Raw genomic sequence first — 16,426 nt, forward strand, 5'->3', positions numbered from 1 at the left:
TGCGCCCAACCGCCGTTGTGTGCCCACACCCAACCAGTGTAGGAGCGGGTTTACCCGCGAATACGGTAGCGGCGGCAACGGTGGATTGCCGGAGGATATTGGCCAGCACAGACATGCCCACAAATGAAAACGCCGCGGCCCTTCTCAGGGCCGCGGCGTCAGATCAGCCTGGAGGGCAGATCAGGCGAACGGATGACGCAGCACGATGGTCTCGTTGCGGTCCGGGCCGGTCGAAATGATGTCGATCGGCGCGCCAACCAGCTCTTCGATGCGCTTGATGTAGTCACGCGCAGCTTGCGGCAGCTCTTCCAGGGTTTTCACACCCAGAGTCGACTCGCTCCAGCCTGGCATCTCTTCGTACACAGGCTCCAGGCCAATGTAGCTGTCGGCATCGGAAGGCGCGTCGATGACGGCACCGTTCTCGTTCTTGTAGCCAACGCAGATGTTGATGGTTTCCAGGCCGTCCAGTACGTCCAGCTTGGTCAGGCAGATGCCCGAGATGCTGTTGACGTCGATGGCGCGACGCAGGATCACGGCATCGAACCAGCCGCAACGACGGGCACGGCCGGTGGTGGAACCGAACTCGTGGCCACGCTTGGCCAGGGTAGCACCAGTCTCATCGAACAGTTCGGTCGGGAACGGACCGGAACCTACGCGAGTGGTGTAGGCCTTGGTGATGCCGAGGATGTAGTCGAGGTACATCGGGCCGACGCCGGAACCGGTGGAAATACCGCCAGCCGTGGTGTTGGAGCTGGTGACGTACGGGTAGGTACCGTGGTCGATGTCCAGCAGCGAGCCCTGGGCACCCTCGAACATGATGTCCTTGCCGGCGCGACGCAGGTTGTGCAGCTCGGCGGTGACGTCGAGCATCATCGGCTTGAGCTGTTCGGCGTAAGCCATGCACTCGTCCAGCGTCTGCTGGAAGTCGATGGCTGGCTCTTTGTAGTAGTTCACCAGCTGGAAGTTGTGGTAATCCAGCAGCTCACCCAGCTTGGCGGCGAAACGCTCGCGGTGGAACAGATCACCCACGCGCAGGCCGCGACGTGCCACCTTGTCCTCGTAAGCTGGGCCGATACCACGGCCGGTGGTGCCGATCTTGGCTTCGCCACGGGCTTTTTCGCGGGCCTGATCCAGGGCCACATGGTACGACAGGATCAGCGGCGCAGCCGGGGAAATGCGCAGGCGCTCGCGCACCGGTACGCCTTTCTCTTCCAGCTTGGTGATTTCACGCATCAGTGCATCCGGGGCAACGACCACGCCGTTACCGATCAGGCACTGTACGCCTTCACGCAGGATGCCGGATGGAATCAGGTGCAGAACGGTCTTTTCACCGTTGATCACCAGGGTGTGACCCGCATTGTGGCCACCCTGGTAGCGCACTACGGCGGCAGCATGTTCGGTCAGCAGATCGACGATCTTGCCTTTGCCCTCATCACCCCATTGGGTGCCCAGGACGACGACATTCTTACCCATTACATTGGTCCTCATTCACGCAAACTTGGTTGCCGGCCTGTTGCCGACGCAGAAACTCACTGGGCCAGCGGCAGAACCTGCCAGCGCCCGTCTTGCTGAATCAATTGCCGATCACAATCCGCCTCGAGAGCAGCACTCAACGGCTGGCCAGGCAGAGCCTGAACCACACGCTGGCCCTCGTTGCGCAACTGGCAGACTTGCTGCCAGAGGGCCGCATCGCCACTGTCCGGCATCCAGATGCCGCCAGTTGGCAATACGACCTCCGCTCGCCCCAGTGTGACCAGGGTCTTCAAATCCGTGGAGAAACCAGTGGCCGGGCGCGCCCGGCCAAAGTCGGCGCCGATATCGTCGTAGCGCCCGCCCTGGGCGATCGATTGGCCTTCGCCTGGCACGAACACGGCGAACACCACGCCCGTGTGATAGTGGTAACCACGCAGCTCGCCGAGGTCGAAGTACAGCGGCAGGTCCGGGTAGCGCGACGCCAGGCGATCAGCGATCGCCAGCAGGTCGTCCAGCGCCGCCAGCACGCTGGCCGGGGCGCGACCGAGGCGCACGCGGGCTTCAGCCAGTACTTCACGACCACCGCACAGCTCGACCAGGGCGCGCAGCATGTTGCCCAGGTCTTTCGGCAGGTCGGCGGTCAGCGCCTGCACTTCATCGACAGCCTTGCGTTGCATGGCGTCGAACAGCTGCTGTTCGACCGCGCCAGACAGGCCGGCGGCACGGGCCAGGCCGCGGTAAATACCGACGTGGCCCAGGTCCATGTGCACATCCGGCACATCGGCCAGTTGCAGCGTGGCGAGCATCAGGCTGATGACTTCGACGTCGCTGGTAGGGCTGGCATCGCCGTACAGCTCGGCACCCAGCTGGATCGGGCTGCGCGAGGTGGACAGGGCACGCGGCTGGGCGTGCAGCACGCTGCCGGCATAGCACAGGCGGCTCGGGCCCTCACGGCGCAGTGTGTGCGCATCGATACGCGCTACCTGCGGGGTGAAGTCGGCGCGGAAGCCCATCAGGCGGCCGGACTGTGGGTCCACTACCTTGAAGGTGCGCTGATCCAGGTCCTGGCCGGCGCCGGTAAGCAGCGACTCCAGGTACTCGATATGCGGGGTGACGACCAGTTCGTAGCCCCAACTCTGGAACAGGTCCAACACCTGGCGGCGCGCGATTTCGATGCGCGCAGCCTCAGGTGGCAGTACTTCCTCGATGCCATCTGGCAGCAGCCAGCGGTCTACCGTTGCCATTACGCCATTTCCCCTCTGGTCCGGGCGGCTTGCCAGCAGGCAAACCGTCAGAAAAGCCGGTATCGCGCACAGCAGCGGGCAGCACTGATCCCAGCGCAGCCACCGTACCCGACACCCTCAAATTGCCTTGCGAGCTGACCAAACTGTCAACCGGCGCTGTGCCAATCAACCTTGCAGACGCAAAAAAGCCGGGAAATTTCCCGGCTGCCTCATCATACACCCCTTTTCATTCAGGATGCACCCCGCCTGGTGCATTAGCTGCCAGGCGGGGTGCCGCTGCATGAAAATCAGGGCCTGAGCATCACGGTCTGCTCTTGTCCAGGTAACGGAAGAATTCGTTCTTCGGGTCCAGGACCATCACGTCGCTCTTGCTCGAGAAGCTCTCGCGGTATGCCTGCAGGCTACGGTGGAACGCATAGAAATCAGCATCCTGGCTGTAAGCCTTGGCATAGATAGCGGCCGCTTGGGCATCGCCATCACCACGGGTTTCTTCTGCTTCGCGATAAGCCTCGGCCAGCAGCACACGGCGCTGACGGTCGGCATCGGCACGGATACCCTCAGCCAGCTCGTTACCCTTGGCACGGTGCTCGCGGGCTTCACGCTCACGCTCGGTGCTCATGCGGTCGAACACGCTGCGGTTGACTTCCTTCGGCAGGTCGATGGCCTTGACGCGCACGTCGACCACCTCGATGCCCAGTTCCTTGCTCGCCATGCGGTTCAGCGATGCAGTGATGTCAGCCATCAGTGCATCACGTTCACCGGAAACCACTTCGTGCAGGGTACGTTTACCGAACTGGTCGCGCAGGCCACTTTCCAGACGACGCGACAGACGCTCGTCGGCGATCTGCTTCATGCCGGACGTGGCGGTGTAGAAGCGTTCAGCGTCCTTGACGCGCCACTTGGCGTAGGCATCGACCATCACCGCTTTCTTTTCCAGGGTCAGGAACCGCTGGGTAGGCGCGTCGAGTGTCATCAGCCGGGCGTCGAACCTGCGCACCTGGTTCACGTACGGAATCTTCACGTGCAGGCCTGGCTGAACATCCGCCTGGACCACCTTACCGAAACGCAGCAGTACCGCCCGCTCGGTCTGGGACACGATGTAGAAGCTGTTCCAGGCCACAATGGCCAGGACCACGGCGGCGATCAGGGCGATCAGCGATCTATTGCTCATCAGCGGCTCTCCCTAGTACGCAGCGGCTGCTGTTGCTGTTGCATGTCCTGCGCGGCACGAGCGGCCGCATCGTTAGCCGATGGCGACGCGCTGGTGGTTGGCACGGACGGCTTGCGGCTGCCTTCGACCATCTTGTCCAGCGGCAGGTAGAGCAGGTTGCTCTGCCCGTCCTTGGTTGCCACCATGACCTTGCTCGAGTTGCTGTAGACCTCTTGCATGGTCTCCAGATACAGACGCTCACGGGTTACGTCAGGTGCCTTGCGGTACTCGGCAAGCAGCTTGGTGAAGCGGTCTGCCTCACCCTTGGCGCGGGCAATGACTTCGTCGCGGTAACCATTGGCATCCTCGATGATGCGCTGGGCCTGACCACGGGCTTCCGGCACCACGCCATTGGCATAGGACTCGGCCTGGTTGCGGGCACGCTGCTCGTCTTCGCGGGCGCGGATCACGTCGTCGAAGGCTTCCTGCACTTCACGCGGGGCTGCCGCGCTCTGTACGTTGACCTGGGTAACGGTGATACCGGTGCGGTAGTTGTCGAGGAAGCGCTGCAGGCGTTCGCGGATATCCACGGCCATCTGCTCACGACCTTCGGTCAACACCTGGTCCATCGAAGTGGAACCCACCACGTGGCGCAGGGCGCTGTCGGTCGCGTGCTGCAAGCTCACCTCAGGCTGGTCGACGTTGAGCACGAAGTCCTGCAGGTTGCTGATCTTGTACTGGACGGTCAGCGGCACCTCGACGATGTTCTCGTCTTCGGTCAGCATCTGGCCCTGCTTGGTGTAGGCACGCTCACGCGTGACGTTTTCCATGTACTTGCGATCAATCGGCGGGAAGTAGATGTTCAGGCCGGGACCGACCGTCTCATAGTACTTGCCGAAGCGCAGCACAACCGCCTGCTCCTGCTCGTCGACCACATACACGGCGCTGTACAGCCAGATTGCAGCCAGCACCGCCAGGCCGATGCCCAGCAGGCCCAGGCCACCGCCCTTGCCGACATTGCGATCACCGCCGCCACGTTTCTTGCTGCCGCCGAACATGCCATTCAGGCTGTCCTGCAGTTTGCGGAAGGCCTCGTCCAGATCCGGTGGACCTTTCTTGTCACCACCGCCGCCACCGCCACCGCGGCGGCCGCCCCAGGGATCCTGATTGTTCGAGTTGCCACCCGGCTCGTTCCAAGCCATAGCGCTCTCCATCTGATAAAGCAAAGACGCGCCCACGGCGCGCCGTCCAATGCTACAGAATGCCTGTCACTGCTGCCCGGCGACCTCGACGAGCATTTATTGCAAAGTGTGTTGCTGGACAAACACTTGCGGCTCCATGCCTTCGCGGCTGACCAGGCGATTCAGTTCGACCATGGGCAGTCGCACGCTCAGCAGGCTGCGCCCTTCTTCATCATGCTCTTCACTCTGCACGGCACCCAAGGCAAAGAATTGCGCGCGCAAGCGGGCAAAACGCTGCTCCAGGCACAGGGTACCGACAAACAGATCATCCCCCAGCAACTCGGCAACCGCCTGGCCAACCAGCTCCAGGCCACGCCCATCGCGTGCCGATACCCAGACCCGTTCCGGCTTGCCATCGGCATTGCGCTGGATCTGTGGCTCGACATCTTCGAGCAAGTCGAGTTTGTTGTACACCTCCAGGATCGGCAACCCCTCGGCACCAATCTCGCCCAACACCGCCAGCACCTGCTCGATCTGCTCCATGCGCTCTGGCTCATGGGCGTCGATCACATGCAGCAGCAGGTCGGAGTTGCTCGACTCTTCGAGCGTAGCCCGAAATGCCTCGACCAGCTTGTGCGGCAGGTGGCGAATGAAGCCTACGGTGTCGGCCAGCACGATCGGCCCCAGGTCGTTGAGCTCGAGCCGGCGCAGGGTCGGGTCGAGGGTGGCGAACAACTGGTCCGCGGCATACACCTCGGATTCGGTCAGGGCGTTGAACAGCGTGGACTTGCCGGCGTTGGTATAACCCACCAGCGACACCGAGGGGATATCCGCGCGCTTGCGCCCGCGACGCGCCTGCTCACGCTGGCTGCGCACTTTCTCCAGGCGTGACTTGATCTGGCGTATACGCACCCGCAACAGGCGGCGGTCGGTTTCCAGCTGGGTTTCACCCGGGCCGCGCAGGCCGATACCACCTTTTTGTCGCTCAAGGTGAGTCCAGCCGCGCACCAGCCGCGTGCTCATGTGCTCCAGCTGGGCCAGTTCGACCTGCAGCTTGCCTTCATGGGTACGCGCCCGTTGGGCGAAGATATCGAGGATCAGCCCGGTACGGTCGAGCACACGACACTCGAACACACGTTCAAGGTTGCGCTCCTGACTGGGCGTGAGGGTGTGATTGAAAATCACCAGGTCTACCTGTTCGGCATGGACCAGGTCGTGCAACTCTTCGACCTTGCCACTGCCAATCAGGTATTTGGCGGAAGGCTGATGCCTTGTCACCGTGACCAGCGAGACGATGTCGGCACCGGCCGACAATGCCAACTCCTGAAACTCCTGCGGGTCTTCGCGCGCCTCAGGGTTCTGACCTTCCAAGTGAACGAGCAACGCCCGCTCACCACCACCGTGGCGCTCAAAGAACAATGCAGGCTCCTATCAGGCGTTGCCTGGCTCGCTGTCGCCGTGCTCGCTGTCGGTCGGGCTTGGCAGGCGGACCGGACGGGCCGGAACTACGGTCGAGATGGCGTGCTTGTAGACCATCTGGCTGACGGTGTTCTTCAGCAATACCACGAACTGGTCGAACGATTCGATCGAGCCCTGCAGTTTGATACCGTTGACCAGGTAAATGGATACCGGGACCTTTTCTTTTCTCAAGGTATTCAAGTAAGGGTCTTGTAGCGAATGCCCTTTTGACATATGCCGCACTCCTGTAAGGATAAATAATAGAAAATCAATAAAAACGATAAATTAGGCCGCCCCTTCGCAAGAATAGACGGCAATCAGCAGGGACTCAGCTCAATATGGAGATGGCCCCAAGGTATTTCAAGGTGCGGGACAGATTGTCGCAGGCCAGGCTGTCAAGCCAGTGCACGTCAGGCCAGCCACGCAACCAGGTGAACTGCCGCTTGGCCAGCTGCCGGGTAGCAATGATACCGCGTTCACGCATCTCATTCTCAGTCAGCTTGCCATCCAGGTAATCCCACACTTGCCGATAACCCACTGCCCGTATAGACGGCAGCCCGGCGTGCAAGTCACTTCTGGCTCGCAGCGATCGGACCTCGTCAACGAAGCCCTGTTCCAGCATCTGCGAAAATCGTAACGCAATTCGCTGATGCAAAATGTGACGATCTGTAGGAGCAATCGCCAAACTGGCGACAGTATAGGGCAAATGTCCGCCGGCGCCTGCGTCTGCGCCGCGACTTTCCGCGAATTGACGCCGACGATGAGCTGTCATGCTCTCGCCGCTCACCCGGTACACCTCCAAGGCCCGGATCAACCGCTGCGGGTCATTGGGGTGGATACGTGCCGCGGACTCCGGGTCGACTTCGGCCAACTGGCGGTGCAGCTCGGCCAGACCCAGGGCTTCAGCCTGCGCTTCCAGCTCGGCGCGCACCGCCGCATCGGCGGCCGGCATATCGGCCAGGCCATCGATCAACGCCTTGTAATAGAGCATGGTGCCGCCGACCAGCAGCGGGATCTTGCCGCGCGCGGTGATCTCGGCCATGGCCTCCAGCGCGTCGGTACGGAACTGCGCGGCGGAATAGCTCTGCGCCGGGTCGCGAATGTCGATCAGCCGGTGCGGGTGCGCAGCGAGGACTTCTTTCGACGGCTTGGCCGAACCGATATCCATGCCACGGTACACAAGTGCCGAATCGACGCTGATCAGTTCACACGGCAGCACCGTGGTCAGTTCGATGGCAAGGTCGGTCTTGCCGGCCGCCGTCGGACCCATCAGGAATATTGCAGGGGGCTTGCCGCTCATTTCATCGACCGCGCAGGAAAAGTTTGTCCAGATCGTCCAGGCCCATCTGAGTCCAGGTAGGACGGCCATGGTTGCACTGGCCGCTGCGCTCGGTGTTTTCCATGTCGCGCAGCAGGGCGTTCATCTCGGGAATTGCCAGGCGCCGGTTGGCGCGCACGGCACCGTGGCAGGCCATGGTACCGAGCAGTTCGTTGAGGTGCGCCTGAATGCGATCACTGGTGCCGTACTCCATAAGGTCGGCAAGCACGTCCTGCACCAGGCGGTTGGCTTCAGCCTGCTTGAGCAAGGCCGGGATCTGGCGAATCGCCAGGGTCTCAGGGCCCAGGCGCTGCAATTCGAAGCCCAGCCGCTGAAACCACTGTGCATGCTCTTCGGCACAGTCGGCTTCACGCTGGCTAAGGGCCAGGGTCTCCGGCACCAGCAGCGGCTGGCCACTCAGGCCCTCGCTGGCCATGGCCACCTTGAGGCGCTCGTACATTATCCGCTCGTGGGCAGCGTGCATGTCCACCAGCACCAGGCCAACAGCGTTCTCGGCCAGGATGTAGATACCCTTGAGCTGCGCCAGGGCATAGCCTAGCGGGGGAATGTCGCCCTGGCTTTCGGGCAGTGCCGTCGCAGGCGCTGCACCGGTTTCCAGCGGCTTATAGAACTCGCGGTACACCGCCTGTGCCTCTGCGGCCGGCAGCGGCTGTGAGGGACGTGGGGTGTATTGATACTGGTAACCGGCGCCACTGCCACCATTGGAAAACGACTGTTGTGGGGCTCGAGGCTGTTCAAGCACCGGCGAGGCCAGGCGCATTTCACCCTGGGGCCCGAACTCACCGGCCTGCTGGCCCGTGGGCCGAACCAGCTCAGGTACGGCAGCAGGTGCGGCCAGCTGGTCTTCCGGACGTACATCGGCCAAGGCACGGTGCAAGGTGCCATACAGGAAGTCATGCACCGAGCGCCCTTCACGGAACCGTACTTCATGCTTGGTAGGGTGCACGTTCACATCGACGCCGTTGGGCTCCAGCTCCAGGAACAGCACGAACGTGGGGTGGCGGCCGTTGAACAGCACGTCCCGGTAGGCCTGACGCACGGCATGGGCGACCAGTTTGTCGCGCACTGCCCGGCCATTGACGAAGAAGTACTGCAGGTCTGCCTGGCTGCGCGAGAACGTCGGCAAGCCGACCCAGCCCCAAAGGCGCAGGCCGTTGCGCTCGACGTCGATCGGCAGTGCCTGCTCCATGAAGCCCGGGCCGCAGATGGCACCCACCCGCCGTGCACGGGCGGTTTCGTCGTGGGCCTCGTGCAGGCTGAGGATGCTCTTGCCATTGTGGCGCAGGTGGAAGCCGACATCGAAACGGGCCAGCGCCAGCCGCCGGATCACTTCCTGCAAGTGATCGAATTCGGTTTTCTCGGCTTTGAGGAACTTGCGCCTGGCCGGGGTATTGAAGAACAAATCGCGCACTTCCACCGAGGTACCGACCGGGTGCGCCGCCGGCTGCACGCGCGGCGTCATGTCACGGCCTTCGGTTTCTACTTGCCAGGCCTCACTGGCACTGGCGGTACGCGAGGTCAGGGTCAGGCGTGCCACCGAACTGATCGAGGCCAAGGCCTCGCCACGGAAGCCCAGGCTCAATACCCCTTCAAGGTCTTCCAGCTCGCGGATCTTGCTGGTGGCGTGTCGGGCCAGGGCCAGCGGCAGGTCGTCGGCAGAAATACCGCTGCCATCGTCCCGCACCTTCAGCAGTTTGACGCCGCCCTGCTCGACTTCGATATCGATGCGCCGGGCACCGGAGTCCAGGCTGTTTTCCAGCAGTTCCTTGGCTACAGACGCCGGCCGCTCGACAACCTCGCCGGCGGCAATCTGGTTGGCCAGCCGCGGGCTGAGCAGCTGAATTCGCGAACCGCCACTCATCATTGCGCGGCCAAGGTTGTGGCGGGTACATCGAGGCGCTGGCCAACCTTCAGCTCATCGGTCTTCAGGCTGTTGATGCTGCGCAGGCTGGCCACGCTGACCTGGTAACGCACGGCGAGCATCGCCAGGGTTTCGCCAGGGCGCACGGTGTGTTCACGCGGGCCGGCGGCAATCTTGCCGGTGTCACGCAACCAGGCGATGTAGGTGCCAGGTGGCGGGTTCTGCTGGAAGTACTGGTGCACCCCAGTGCGGATCGACCGGGCCAGCGCCTGCTGGTGGCTGGAGGAGGCCAGTTTGGCTGCTTCGTTGTTGTTCGAGATGAACCCGGTTTCAACGAGGATCGACGGAATATCCGGCGACTTCAGCACCATGAACCCGGCCTGTTCCACACGCTGCTTGTGCAACGAAGTGACACGCCCCATGTTGCCCAATACCTTTTGCCCCACGTTGAGGCTGGAGCTGAGCGTAGCGGTCATCGACAGATCAAGCAGCACGCCCGCGAGCATGCGGTCCTTGTCGTCGAGGCTGACATTACCCGCACCACCGATCAGGTCAGAACGGTTTTCCGTGTCGGCCAGCCAGCGCGCCGTCTCGGAGGTGGCGCCACGATCGGACAGGGCGAACACCGAGGCGCCAAAGGCTGCGCGCGACGGGGCCGCGTCGGCGTGAATCGAAATGAACAGGTCGGCGCCTTTCTTGCGGGCGATTTCCGTACGCTTGCGCAGCGGAATGAAGTAATCACCGGTGCGGGTCAGCTCTGCACGGAAACCTTTTTCGCTGTTGATCTGACGCTGCAGCTCCTTGGCGATCTGCAACACGATGTCTTTTTCGTGCTGGCCACGCGAGCCGGAAGCGCCAGGGTCTTCGCCGCCGTGCCCGGCATCGATGGCAACCACAATGTCACGCTTGCCACTGGGTACCGGTGGCAGCTTGATCGCCGGCTGGGTCGGCGTCACTGGCACCGCGGGCGTTGTCGCAGGCGTTTGTACCGGGGCCGGCGCAGGTGGCGGCGTGCTGGCCGCGATAGCGTCAGCCTCCTGGTCATACAGGTCGACCACCAAGCGGTTGCCGTACTGTGCGTTGGGCGCCAGGGTGAAGCTTTTCGGGGTAACCGACTTTTTCAGGTCGACCACAACCCGAAGGTCGGTTGGCGTACGCTGAGCCGAACGCACACTGCTTATCGGCGTGTTGGAGGTGGCCACATTCAGTGGCGCGGCCAGTGTTGCGCCATTGATGTCGATGACCAGGCGATCGGGTGCGCTCAGGGTGAAGACACTATGCTGCACGGGGCCAGACAGGTCGAAGACCAGCCGCGTGTTGTCCGGTGCGCGCCACAGGCGCATGCTCTTGACTTGAGTGACGGCCAGAGCCTCAACGGTCACCGTTGTCAGCAGCAGCCCAACGATGGCGACCAGTGCGCGTATGCGCATACCTACCCCACTTACTGTTTATAGTGTTCGGCCAGTGCCACGCACCAGGCCTCGCCGCGAGCCCCCTGCGGCGAAAGGTTCAGCGAGCGTCCACTCGCTTGGGGGCTTATGGTAATGGTCAGGTCAGGCTTTGGCAAAACGCCCGCACCCTTTTGTGGCCATTCGAACAGGCACAGCGGGTCGCCCTCGAAATAGTCACGAATGCCCATGAACTCAAGCTCCTCCGGGTCGACCAGGCGATACAGGTCGAAGTGAAAGGCTCGGAGCTCGCCGATTTCATAGGGTTCGACCACGGTGAACGTCGGGCTTTTCACAGCCCCAGTATGGCCCAGACCGCGGATCAGGCCACGCGACAGGGTTGTTTTACCCGCGCCCAGGTCGCCCTCAAGGAAAATCACGCCGCGACCGCCGGTCACCTCGGCCAGTGCTGCACCGAATTTGACCGTGGCCTCTTCATCGGCCAGAAACAGATTTAAGCCAGACACGCAGAATGCTCCTCCAACAACTCACGAATGACCGGCGCCAGATCACTGGCCGCCAGGCCTCTACCTTTTTTCCCAAGGCGCTCGCCGGCACAGGCGTGCAGCCACACCCCCAGGCAGGCTGCGCCCCAGGCATCCAGGCCTTGGGCCAACAGGGCTGCCAGCACGCCAGTCAGCACATCGCCCAGGCCGGCGCCGGCCATCGCCGGGTGCCCGCGCTCGCACAACGCCAGCTGCCCGCTCGGGGCTGCCACCAGTGTGCCAGCCCCTTTGAGTACACAGACGCTGTTATAACGCCGCGCCAGCTTGCGCGCAGCGCCAGGGCGGTCGGCCTGCACGGCCTCAGTGGCAATGCCCAGCAGCCGCGCCGCCTCCCCCGGGTGCGGAGTAAGGATGCTGCCACTGGGCAGGGCCAGCGGGGTTCGCGCCAGCAAATTCAAGGCATCGGCATCCCACACTTGCGGCCGCTCGGCGTTGGCCACCGCCGACAACAGGCTGCAGCCCCACGCCGCCTGCCCCAGGCCGGGCCCGACCACCAGGACCGAGGCGCGCTCCAGCACACCCATCAGTTGGTTGGCCGAACGGACACCCAGGCACATGACCTCGGGCAGGCGCGCCAGGCTGGCCGACACGTGCTCGGGCCGGGTTGCCACGCTGACCAGCCCGGCGCCGCAACGCAGGGCGGCTTCGGCACTGAGCAACACAGCGCCTCCGGTACCCAGGTCGCCACCGACCACCAGTACATGGCCGAAGTCGCCTTTGTGGGCATGCGCCTGCCGCGCCGACAGGCGGGCAACCGTCACGCTGCTGAGCAATTGTGGGGCATTACTGGGGTGTTTGGTCTGCGGCATGGGGTCAAAGGCTCCAATGTCTGGCAGAATTATACGCACCTGAGCCCGTATTGCCTTGCCCATCCATGTCCGCCTCTATACCTGACCTCGCCCAACTGGCCCAATCGATCAAGATTTGGGGCCAGGAACTCGGTTTTGCCCATGTTGGCATCGCCGGGGTCGACCTTGGCGAACACGAACACCACCTGCAGCGTTGGCTCGACGCCGGTTATCAGGGTGAAATGGAATACCTGGGCGCCCACGGCAGCAAAAGGTCACATCCCGACCAGCTGATCCCCGGCACGGTACGCGTGGTCTCGCTACGTATGGACTACCTGCCCGGCGACACGCAGATGGCGCAGCGCCTTGCCCAGCCCGAGAAGGCCTACGTGTCACGCTACGCGCTTGGCCGGGACTACCACAAGCTGGTGCGCAAGCGCGTGCAGTTCCTCGCCGACCGCATCCAAGAAGCCATCGGCCCGTTCGGCTACCGCGCCTTTGTGGACAGCGCCCCGGTACTGGAAAAAGCCCTGGCCGAACAGGCTGGGCTGGGCTGGATCGGCAAAAACACGCTATTGCTCAACCGCAAGGCGGGTAGCTACTTCTTCCTTGCCGAACTGTTCGTCGACCTGCCGTTGCCGGTGGACGAAGCCACCACCAGCGAGCACTGCGGGCGTTGCCAGGCCTGCCTGGACATCTGCCCGACACAAGCGTTTGTCGGGCCCTATGTGCTGGATGCGCGACGCTGCATCTCATACCTGACCATCGAGCTGAGGGGCGCGATCCCTGTCGAGTTACGCGCAAAGATGGGCAACCGAGTGTTCGGTTGCGACGACTGCCAGATCGTCTGCCCCTGGAACCGCTTTGCCAAGCACAGTCAGGAGCAGGATTTCCAGCCACGGCATGGGCTGGAAAATACCGACCTGGCGGCGATGTTCCTGTGGGATGAACGCACCTTCCTGCGCAAGACCGAGGGCGGGCCTTTGCGGCGTGCGGGGTACGAGCGGTTCTTGCGCAACCTGGCGGTGGGGTTGGGCAATGCGCCCTCCACGATTCCGGTGATCGAGGCGCTGAAGGCCAGGCGTGACGATGAATCGGAATTGGTGCGCGAGCATGTGGAGTGGGCGCTGGCCCGACACGGAGCTCAATAGCGACCAGCCTCAGAGCATGCGCCATCCTTGTGGGAGCGGGCGCGCCCGCGAAGCAGGCAACACAGGGAATGGGACCGGCTTCGCCGGTGTTCGCGGGCACGCCCGCTCCCACATGGGCCATGTTGCGCTTGTAAATTGCGTCACTGCTGGTCGTTGTAGTGGAACTTGGGCATTTCCCAGTGGAAGCGTATCGCCAACAGGCGCACCAGGAAGCCGCCAAACAGAGTCAGCAACATCGCCTGCTCCGCCGGCACCTTGAAATACACGCATCCCAGATAGAACCAGGCCGCCGCAAATGACACACTGGCATACAGCTCACGGCGGAACACCAGCGGGATGTCGTTGCAGAAGATATCCCGCAGGATCCCGCCAAACACCCCAGTGATCACCCCGCTGATCGACGCCACCAGCATGCCCTGCCCCATCTCCAGCGCCGTCATGCAACCTATCAGGGTAAACGCCACCAGCCCCAGGGCATCGAGCACCAGGAACAGCGAGCGAAGGCGGCGCATCATTGGCGCGATGAAAATGGTCAGCAGCGCCGCAAAACTGGTCAGCACCAGGTACTCAGGGTGCTTCACCCAGGTCAGCGGGTAGTGCCCGAGCAGCACATCACGCACCGAGCCACCCCCAAGCGCAGTGACGCAGGCGATCAGCACCACGCCAAACCAGTCCATGCCGCGACGCCCGGCAGACAGCGCGCCAGTCATGGCTTCGGCGGTAATGGCGATAAGGTAGAGCATCAACAACATGGTGCGGGTCCGTGCGGGAAAGGCGCGCAGTCTAACCAGTTGCCCAAGGCACCAAAAGGGGGCGCAGAAACAATATCTGCGCCGTTTCGACTCACAGCTTGATGAAGTGCTCGCGATAGTGACGCAGTTCGGCGATCGATTCGCGGATATCGTCCAGCGCCAGGTGGGTATTGCCCTTCTTGAAGCTGTCACGCACGTCCGGCGCCCAGCGCGCGGCCAGCTCCTTGAGGGTGGAGACATCCAGGTTGCGGTAGTGGAAGTAGTTTTCCAGGTTGCGCATGTGGCGGTAGAGGAAACGACGATCCTGGCAGATGCTGTTGCCGCAGATCGGCGACTTGCCCTTAGGCACCCACTGCTCGAGGAAGGCGATGGTCTGTGCCTCGGCTTCGGCCATGCTGACCTTGCTCTCGCGCACGCGCTGGGTCAGCCCCGAAGCGCCATGGGTGCGGGTGTTCCACTCGTCCATGCGCGCCAGCACTTCGTCACTGTGGTGGATGGCGATCACCGGGCCTTCGGCCAAGGTATTGAGCTCGCTGTCGGTGACGATGGTGGCCATTTCGATGATGACGTCGCTGTCCGGATCCAGGCCGGTCATTTCCAGGTCGATCCAGATCAGGTTCTGTGGGTTTTGCATGCAGGGGCTCCTCATATAGGCGGTCATATTAGCCTAGTGGCCAAGGCACGCCCATTCACGGCACAAAGGTGAGCAGAATAGTCCAGCGGCTGGCGTGCTAAACTGCCTGCCGTTTTCAATGCCCCACGCCGGGCCTCTCTTACGGTACCTTCATGGCCAAACGCCAGCTCAATCGCCGCCAAAACTGGCGGATCGAAAAAATCCAGGGCGAGCGCGCCGCTCGCGCGGCCAAACGCGAGCAGCATGCACTGCAGGAACTGGAAGGTGGCGACCTGGGGCCGGAGCAACTGGGCCTGGTGATCGCGCACTTCGGCGTGCAGGTAGAAGTTGAAGCTCAGGATGGCGAAACCGCAGGCCAGGTGTTCCGCTGCCATTTGCGCGCAAACCTGCCAGCACTGGTCACCGGCGACCGTGTCGTGTGGCGTGCGGGTAACCAGGGCATCGGCGTAATCGTGGCGCAGATGCCGCGCAGCACCGAGCTGTGCCGGCCGAACAACCATGGTCAACTCAAGCCGGTGGCAGCCAACGTCGACCTGATCGTGATCGTGTTCGCCCCGGCGCCAGAGCCGCACCCGAACCTGATCGACCGCTATCTGGTAGCGGCCGAGCACGCCGGCCTGCGCCCGCTGCTGCTGCTGAACAAAGCCGACCTGATCAACGACGAGAACGGCCCCGGCCTGCATGCGCTGCTGGAGGTCTACCGCGAACTGGGCTACCCGCTGCTGGAAGTTTCGGCACACCACGGCGATGGCATGCAGCGCCTGCAGCAACAACTCGACGGCCATATCAGCGTGTTCGTCGGCCAGTCGGGGGTGGGCAAGTCGTCGCTGGTCAACAGCCTGCTGCCAGAGGCGGGCACCCGCGTCGGCGACTTGTCGGAATGGTCAGGCCAGGGTACCCACACCACCACCACGGCGCGGCTTTACCACTTCCCCAATGGCGGGGACCTGATCGACTCGCCGGGTATTCGCGAGTTCGGCCTTGGCCATGTCAGCCGCGACGACGTGGAGGATGGCTTCATCGAGTTCCGCGACCTGTTCGGCACCTGCCGCTTCCGCGACTGCAAGCATGACCGCGAACCGGGCTGCGCGCTGCTCAAGGCACTGGAAGAGGGGCGCATCAAGCCGCAGCGCATGAACAGCTACCGCTCGATCATCGCCAGCCTGGCAGAAGACAGCTACTGAAAGGCTCGAAATGAAAGTTGCCGCGCCCCCTTGTAGGAGCGGGTTTACCCGCGAATACGGTGGCGACTGCAACGGTGAACGGCGGGTGGAAATTGGCCAGCAGGTCCGGCCCTTTCGCGGGTGAACCCGCTCCTACGACGGCCTGCGCCCAATCACCGATGCGTATGTAGGAGCGGCTTTAGCCGCGAACACCGGCAACGCCGGTGCCATTCACCGCACTGGCGGCTTCGCGGGTAAACCCGCTCCTACAGTGATCG

The 16,426-nt window shown here is 63.0% G+C and carries 15 protein-coding genes; 2 read left to right on the top strand and 13 right to left on the bottom strand.

What is annotated here, in order from left to right:
* Window positions 1–180: 180 nt before the first annotated feature.
* From KW568_RS26195 to KW568_RS26245, 11 genes are all read right to left on the bottom strand, one after another.
* Entirely contained in the window at window positions 181–1,473 is a 1,293-nt protein-coding gene (locus KW568_RS26195) for an adenylosuccinate synthase (RefSeq protein WP_003249542.1), read from the bottom strand.
* A gap of 56 nt (window positions 1,474–1,529) precedes the next feature.
* Window positions 1,530–2,717: an ATP phosphoribosyltransferase regulatory subunit gene (locus tag KW568_RS26200; RefSeq protein WP_003249540.1), complete on the bottom strand. Its 1,188-nt coding sequence runs from the start codon at window positions 2,715–2,717 to the stop codon at window positions 1,530–1,532.
* A 301-nt stretch (window positions 2,718–3,018) separates the two neighbouring features.
* On the bottom strand, window positions 3,019–3,888 hold the full coding sequence (hflC, locus tag KW568_RS26205) for a protease modulator HflC (protein ID WP_003249538.1): 870 nt from the start codon (window positions 3,886–3,888) through the stop codon (window positions 3,019–3,021).
* Entirely contained in the window at window positions 3,888–5,069 is a 1,182-nt protein-coding gene (gene hflK / locus KW568_RS26210) for an FtsH protease activity modulator HflK (protein ID WP_003249536.1), read from the bottom strand. The genes hflC and hflK overlap by 1 nt, the downstream gene beginning before the upstream one ends.
* Window positions 5,070–5,165: 96 nt before the next feature.
* Window positions 5,166–6,467 (bottom strand): ribosome rescue GTPase HflX, encoded by a 1,302-nt coding sequence (gene hflX / locus KW568_RS26215; RefSeq protein ID WP_003249534.1) that lies wholly within the window; start codon window positions 6,465–6,467, stop codon window positions 5,166–5,168.
* Window positions 6,468–6,479: 12 nt separating this feature from the next.
* A complete protein-coding gene (gene hfq / locus KW568_RS26220) occupies window positions 6,480–6,740 on the bottom strand; it encodes an RNA chaperone Hfq (RefSeq protein WP_003249532.1) in 261 nt (86 codons plus the stop codon).
* Window positions 6,741–6,834: 94 nt separating this feature from the next.
* The gene (miaA, locus tag KW568_RS26225) at window positions 6,835–7,806 is read right to left on the bottom strand and encodes a tRNA (adenosine(37)-N6)-dimethylallyltransferase MiaA (RefSeq protein ID WP_004577530.1); all 972 of its coding nucleotides are present in this window, start codon (window positions 7,804–7,806) and stop codon (window positions 6,835–6,837) included.
* Between the two features lies 1 nt (window position 7,807).
* Window positions 7,808–9,706 (bottom strand): DNA mismatch repair endonuclease MutL, encoded by a 1,899-nt coding sequence (mutL, locus tag KW568_RS26230; protein WP_004577531.1) that lies wholly within the window; start codon window positions 9,704–9,706, stop codon window positions 7,808–7,810.
* Window positions 9,706–11,136, bottom strand: coding sequence for an N-acetylmuramoyl-L-alanine amidase (locus tag KW568_RS26235; protein WP_003249525.1), 1,431 nt, complete (start codon window positions 11,134–11,136; stop codon window positions 9,706–9,708). Before KW568_RS26235 ends, mutL begins: the two co-directional genes overlap by 1 nt.
* 11 nt (window positions 11,137–11,147) lie before the next feature.
* Complete coding sequence (tsaE, locus tag KW568_RS26240) at window positions 11,148–11,606, bottom strand: tRNA (adenosine(37)-N6)-threonylcarbamoyltransferase complex ATPase subunit type 1 TsaE (RefSeq protein WP_373419674.1); 459 nt, start codon at window positions 11,604–11,606, stop codon at window positions 11,148–11,150.
* A 2-nt stretch (window positions 11,607–11,608) separates the two neighbouring features.
* Window positions 11,609–12,469 carry an NAD(P)H-hydrate dehydratase gene (locus tag KW568_RS26245; RefSeq protein WP_004577533.1) on the bottom strand — a complete coding sequence of 287 codons (861 nt, stop codon included), beginning with the start codon at window positions 12,467–12,469 and terminating at the stop codon, window positions 11,609–11,611.
* Window positions 12,470–12,534: 65 nt separating this feature from the next.
* Here KW568_RS26245 and queG point away from each other — a divergent pair, with 65 nt between their 5' ends.
* Window positions 12,535–13,599, top strand: coding sequence for a tRNA epoxyqueuosine(34) reductase QueG (gene queG, locus KW568_RS26250; RefSeq protein ID WP_004577534.1), 1,065 nt, complete (start codon window positions 12,535–12,537; stop codon window positions 13,597–13,599).
* A gap of 140 nt (window positions 13,600–13,739) precedes the next feature.
* Here the strand turns inward: queG and KW568_RS26255 are convergent, their stop codons facing one another.
* Together KW568_RS26255 and orn are read right to left on the bottom strand one after the other, a co-directional pair.
* Window positions 13,740–14,351 (bottom strand): trimeric intracellular cation channel family protein, encoded by a 612-nt coding sequence (locus KW568_RS26255; protein ID WP_003249516.1) that lies wholly within the window; start codon window positions 14,349–14,351, stop codon window positions 13,740–13,742.
* A gap of 91 nt (window positions 14,352–14,442) precedes the next feature.
* A complete protein-coding gene (gene orn / locus KW568_RS26260) occupies window positions 14,443–14,985 on the bottom strand; it encodes an oligoribonuclease (protein WP_003249514.1) in 543 nt (180 codons plus the stop codon).
* Between the two features lie 152 nt (window positions 14,986–15,137).
* Here orn and rsgA point away from each other — a divergent pair, with 152 nt between their 5' ends.
* Window positions 15,138–16,169: a small ribosomal subunit biogenesis GTPase RsgA gene (rsgA, locus tag KW568_RS26265; protein WP_004577535.1), complete on the top strand. Its 1,032-nt coding sequence runs from the start codon at window positions 15,138–15,140 to the stop codon at window positions 16,167–16,169.
* Window positions 16,170–16,426: the final 257 nt, after the last annotated feature.

Source organism: Pseudomonas sp. HD6515 (assembly GCF_024971855.1).
Classification (GTDB): Bacteria; Pseudomonadota; Gammaproteobacteria; order Pseudomonadales; family Pseudomonadaceae; genus Aquipseudomonas; species Aquipseudomonas alloputida.

What these genes read in the sequence shown, in the direction of transcription:
- KW568_RS26255 (WP_003249516.1), bottom strand. Translation starts at nt 14,351, where the DNA reads ATGTTGTTGATGCTCTACCTTATCGCCATTACCGCCGAAGCCATGACT.
- miaA (WP_004577530.1), bottom strand. Translation starts at nt 7,806, where the DNA reads ATGAGCGGCAAGCCCCCTGCAATATTCCTGATGGGTCCGACGGCGGCC.
- hflK (WP_003249536.1), bottom strand. Translation starts at nt 5,069, where the DNA reads ATGGCTTGGAACGAGCCGGGTGGCAACTCGAACAATCAGGATCCCTGG.
- hfq (WP_003249532.1), bottom strand. Translation starts at nt 6,740, where the DNA reads ATGTCAAAAGGGCATTCGCTACAAGACCCTTACTTGAATACCTTGAGA.
- orn (WP_003249514.1), bottom strand. Translation starts at nt 14,985, where the DNA reads ATGCAAAACCCACAGAACCTGATCTGGATCGACCTGGAAATGACCGGC.
- mutL (WP_004577531.1), bottom strand. Translation starts at nt 9,706, where the DNA reads ATGAGTGGCGGTTCGCGAATTCAGCTGCTCAGCCCGCGGCTGGCCAAC.
- queG (WP_004577534.1), top strand. Translation starts at nt 12,535, where the DNA reads ATGTCCGCCTCTATACCTGACCTCGCCCAACTGGCCCAATCGATCAAG.
- KW568_RS26195 (WP_003249542.1), bottom strand. Translation starts at nt 1,473, where the DNA reads ATGGGTAAGAATGTCGTCGTCCTGGGCACCCAATGGGGTGATGAGGGC.
- rsgA (WP_004577535.1), top strand. Translation starts at nt 15,138, where the DNA reads ATGGCCAAACGCCAGCTCAATCGCCGCCAAAACTGGCGGATCGAAAAA.
- KW568_RS26200 (WP_003249540.1), bottom strand. Translation starts at nt 2,717, where the DNA reads ATGGCAACGGTAGACCGCTGGCTGCTGCCAGATGGCATCGAGGAAGTA.
- KW568_RS26245 (WP_004577533.1), bottom strand. Translation starts at nt 12,469, where the DNA reads ATGCCGCAGACCAAACACCCCAGTAATGCCCCACAATTGCTCAGCAGC.
- hflC (WP_003249538.1), bottom strand. Translation starts at nt 3,888, where the DNA reads ATGAGCAATAGATCGCTGATCGCCCTGATCGCCGCCGTGGTCCTGGCC.
- KW568_RS26235 (WP_003249525.1), bottom strand. Translation starts at nt 11,136, where the DNA reads ATGCGCATACGCGCACTGGTCGCCATCGTTGGGCTGCTGCTGACAACG.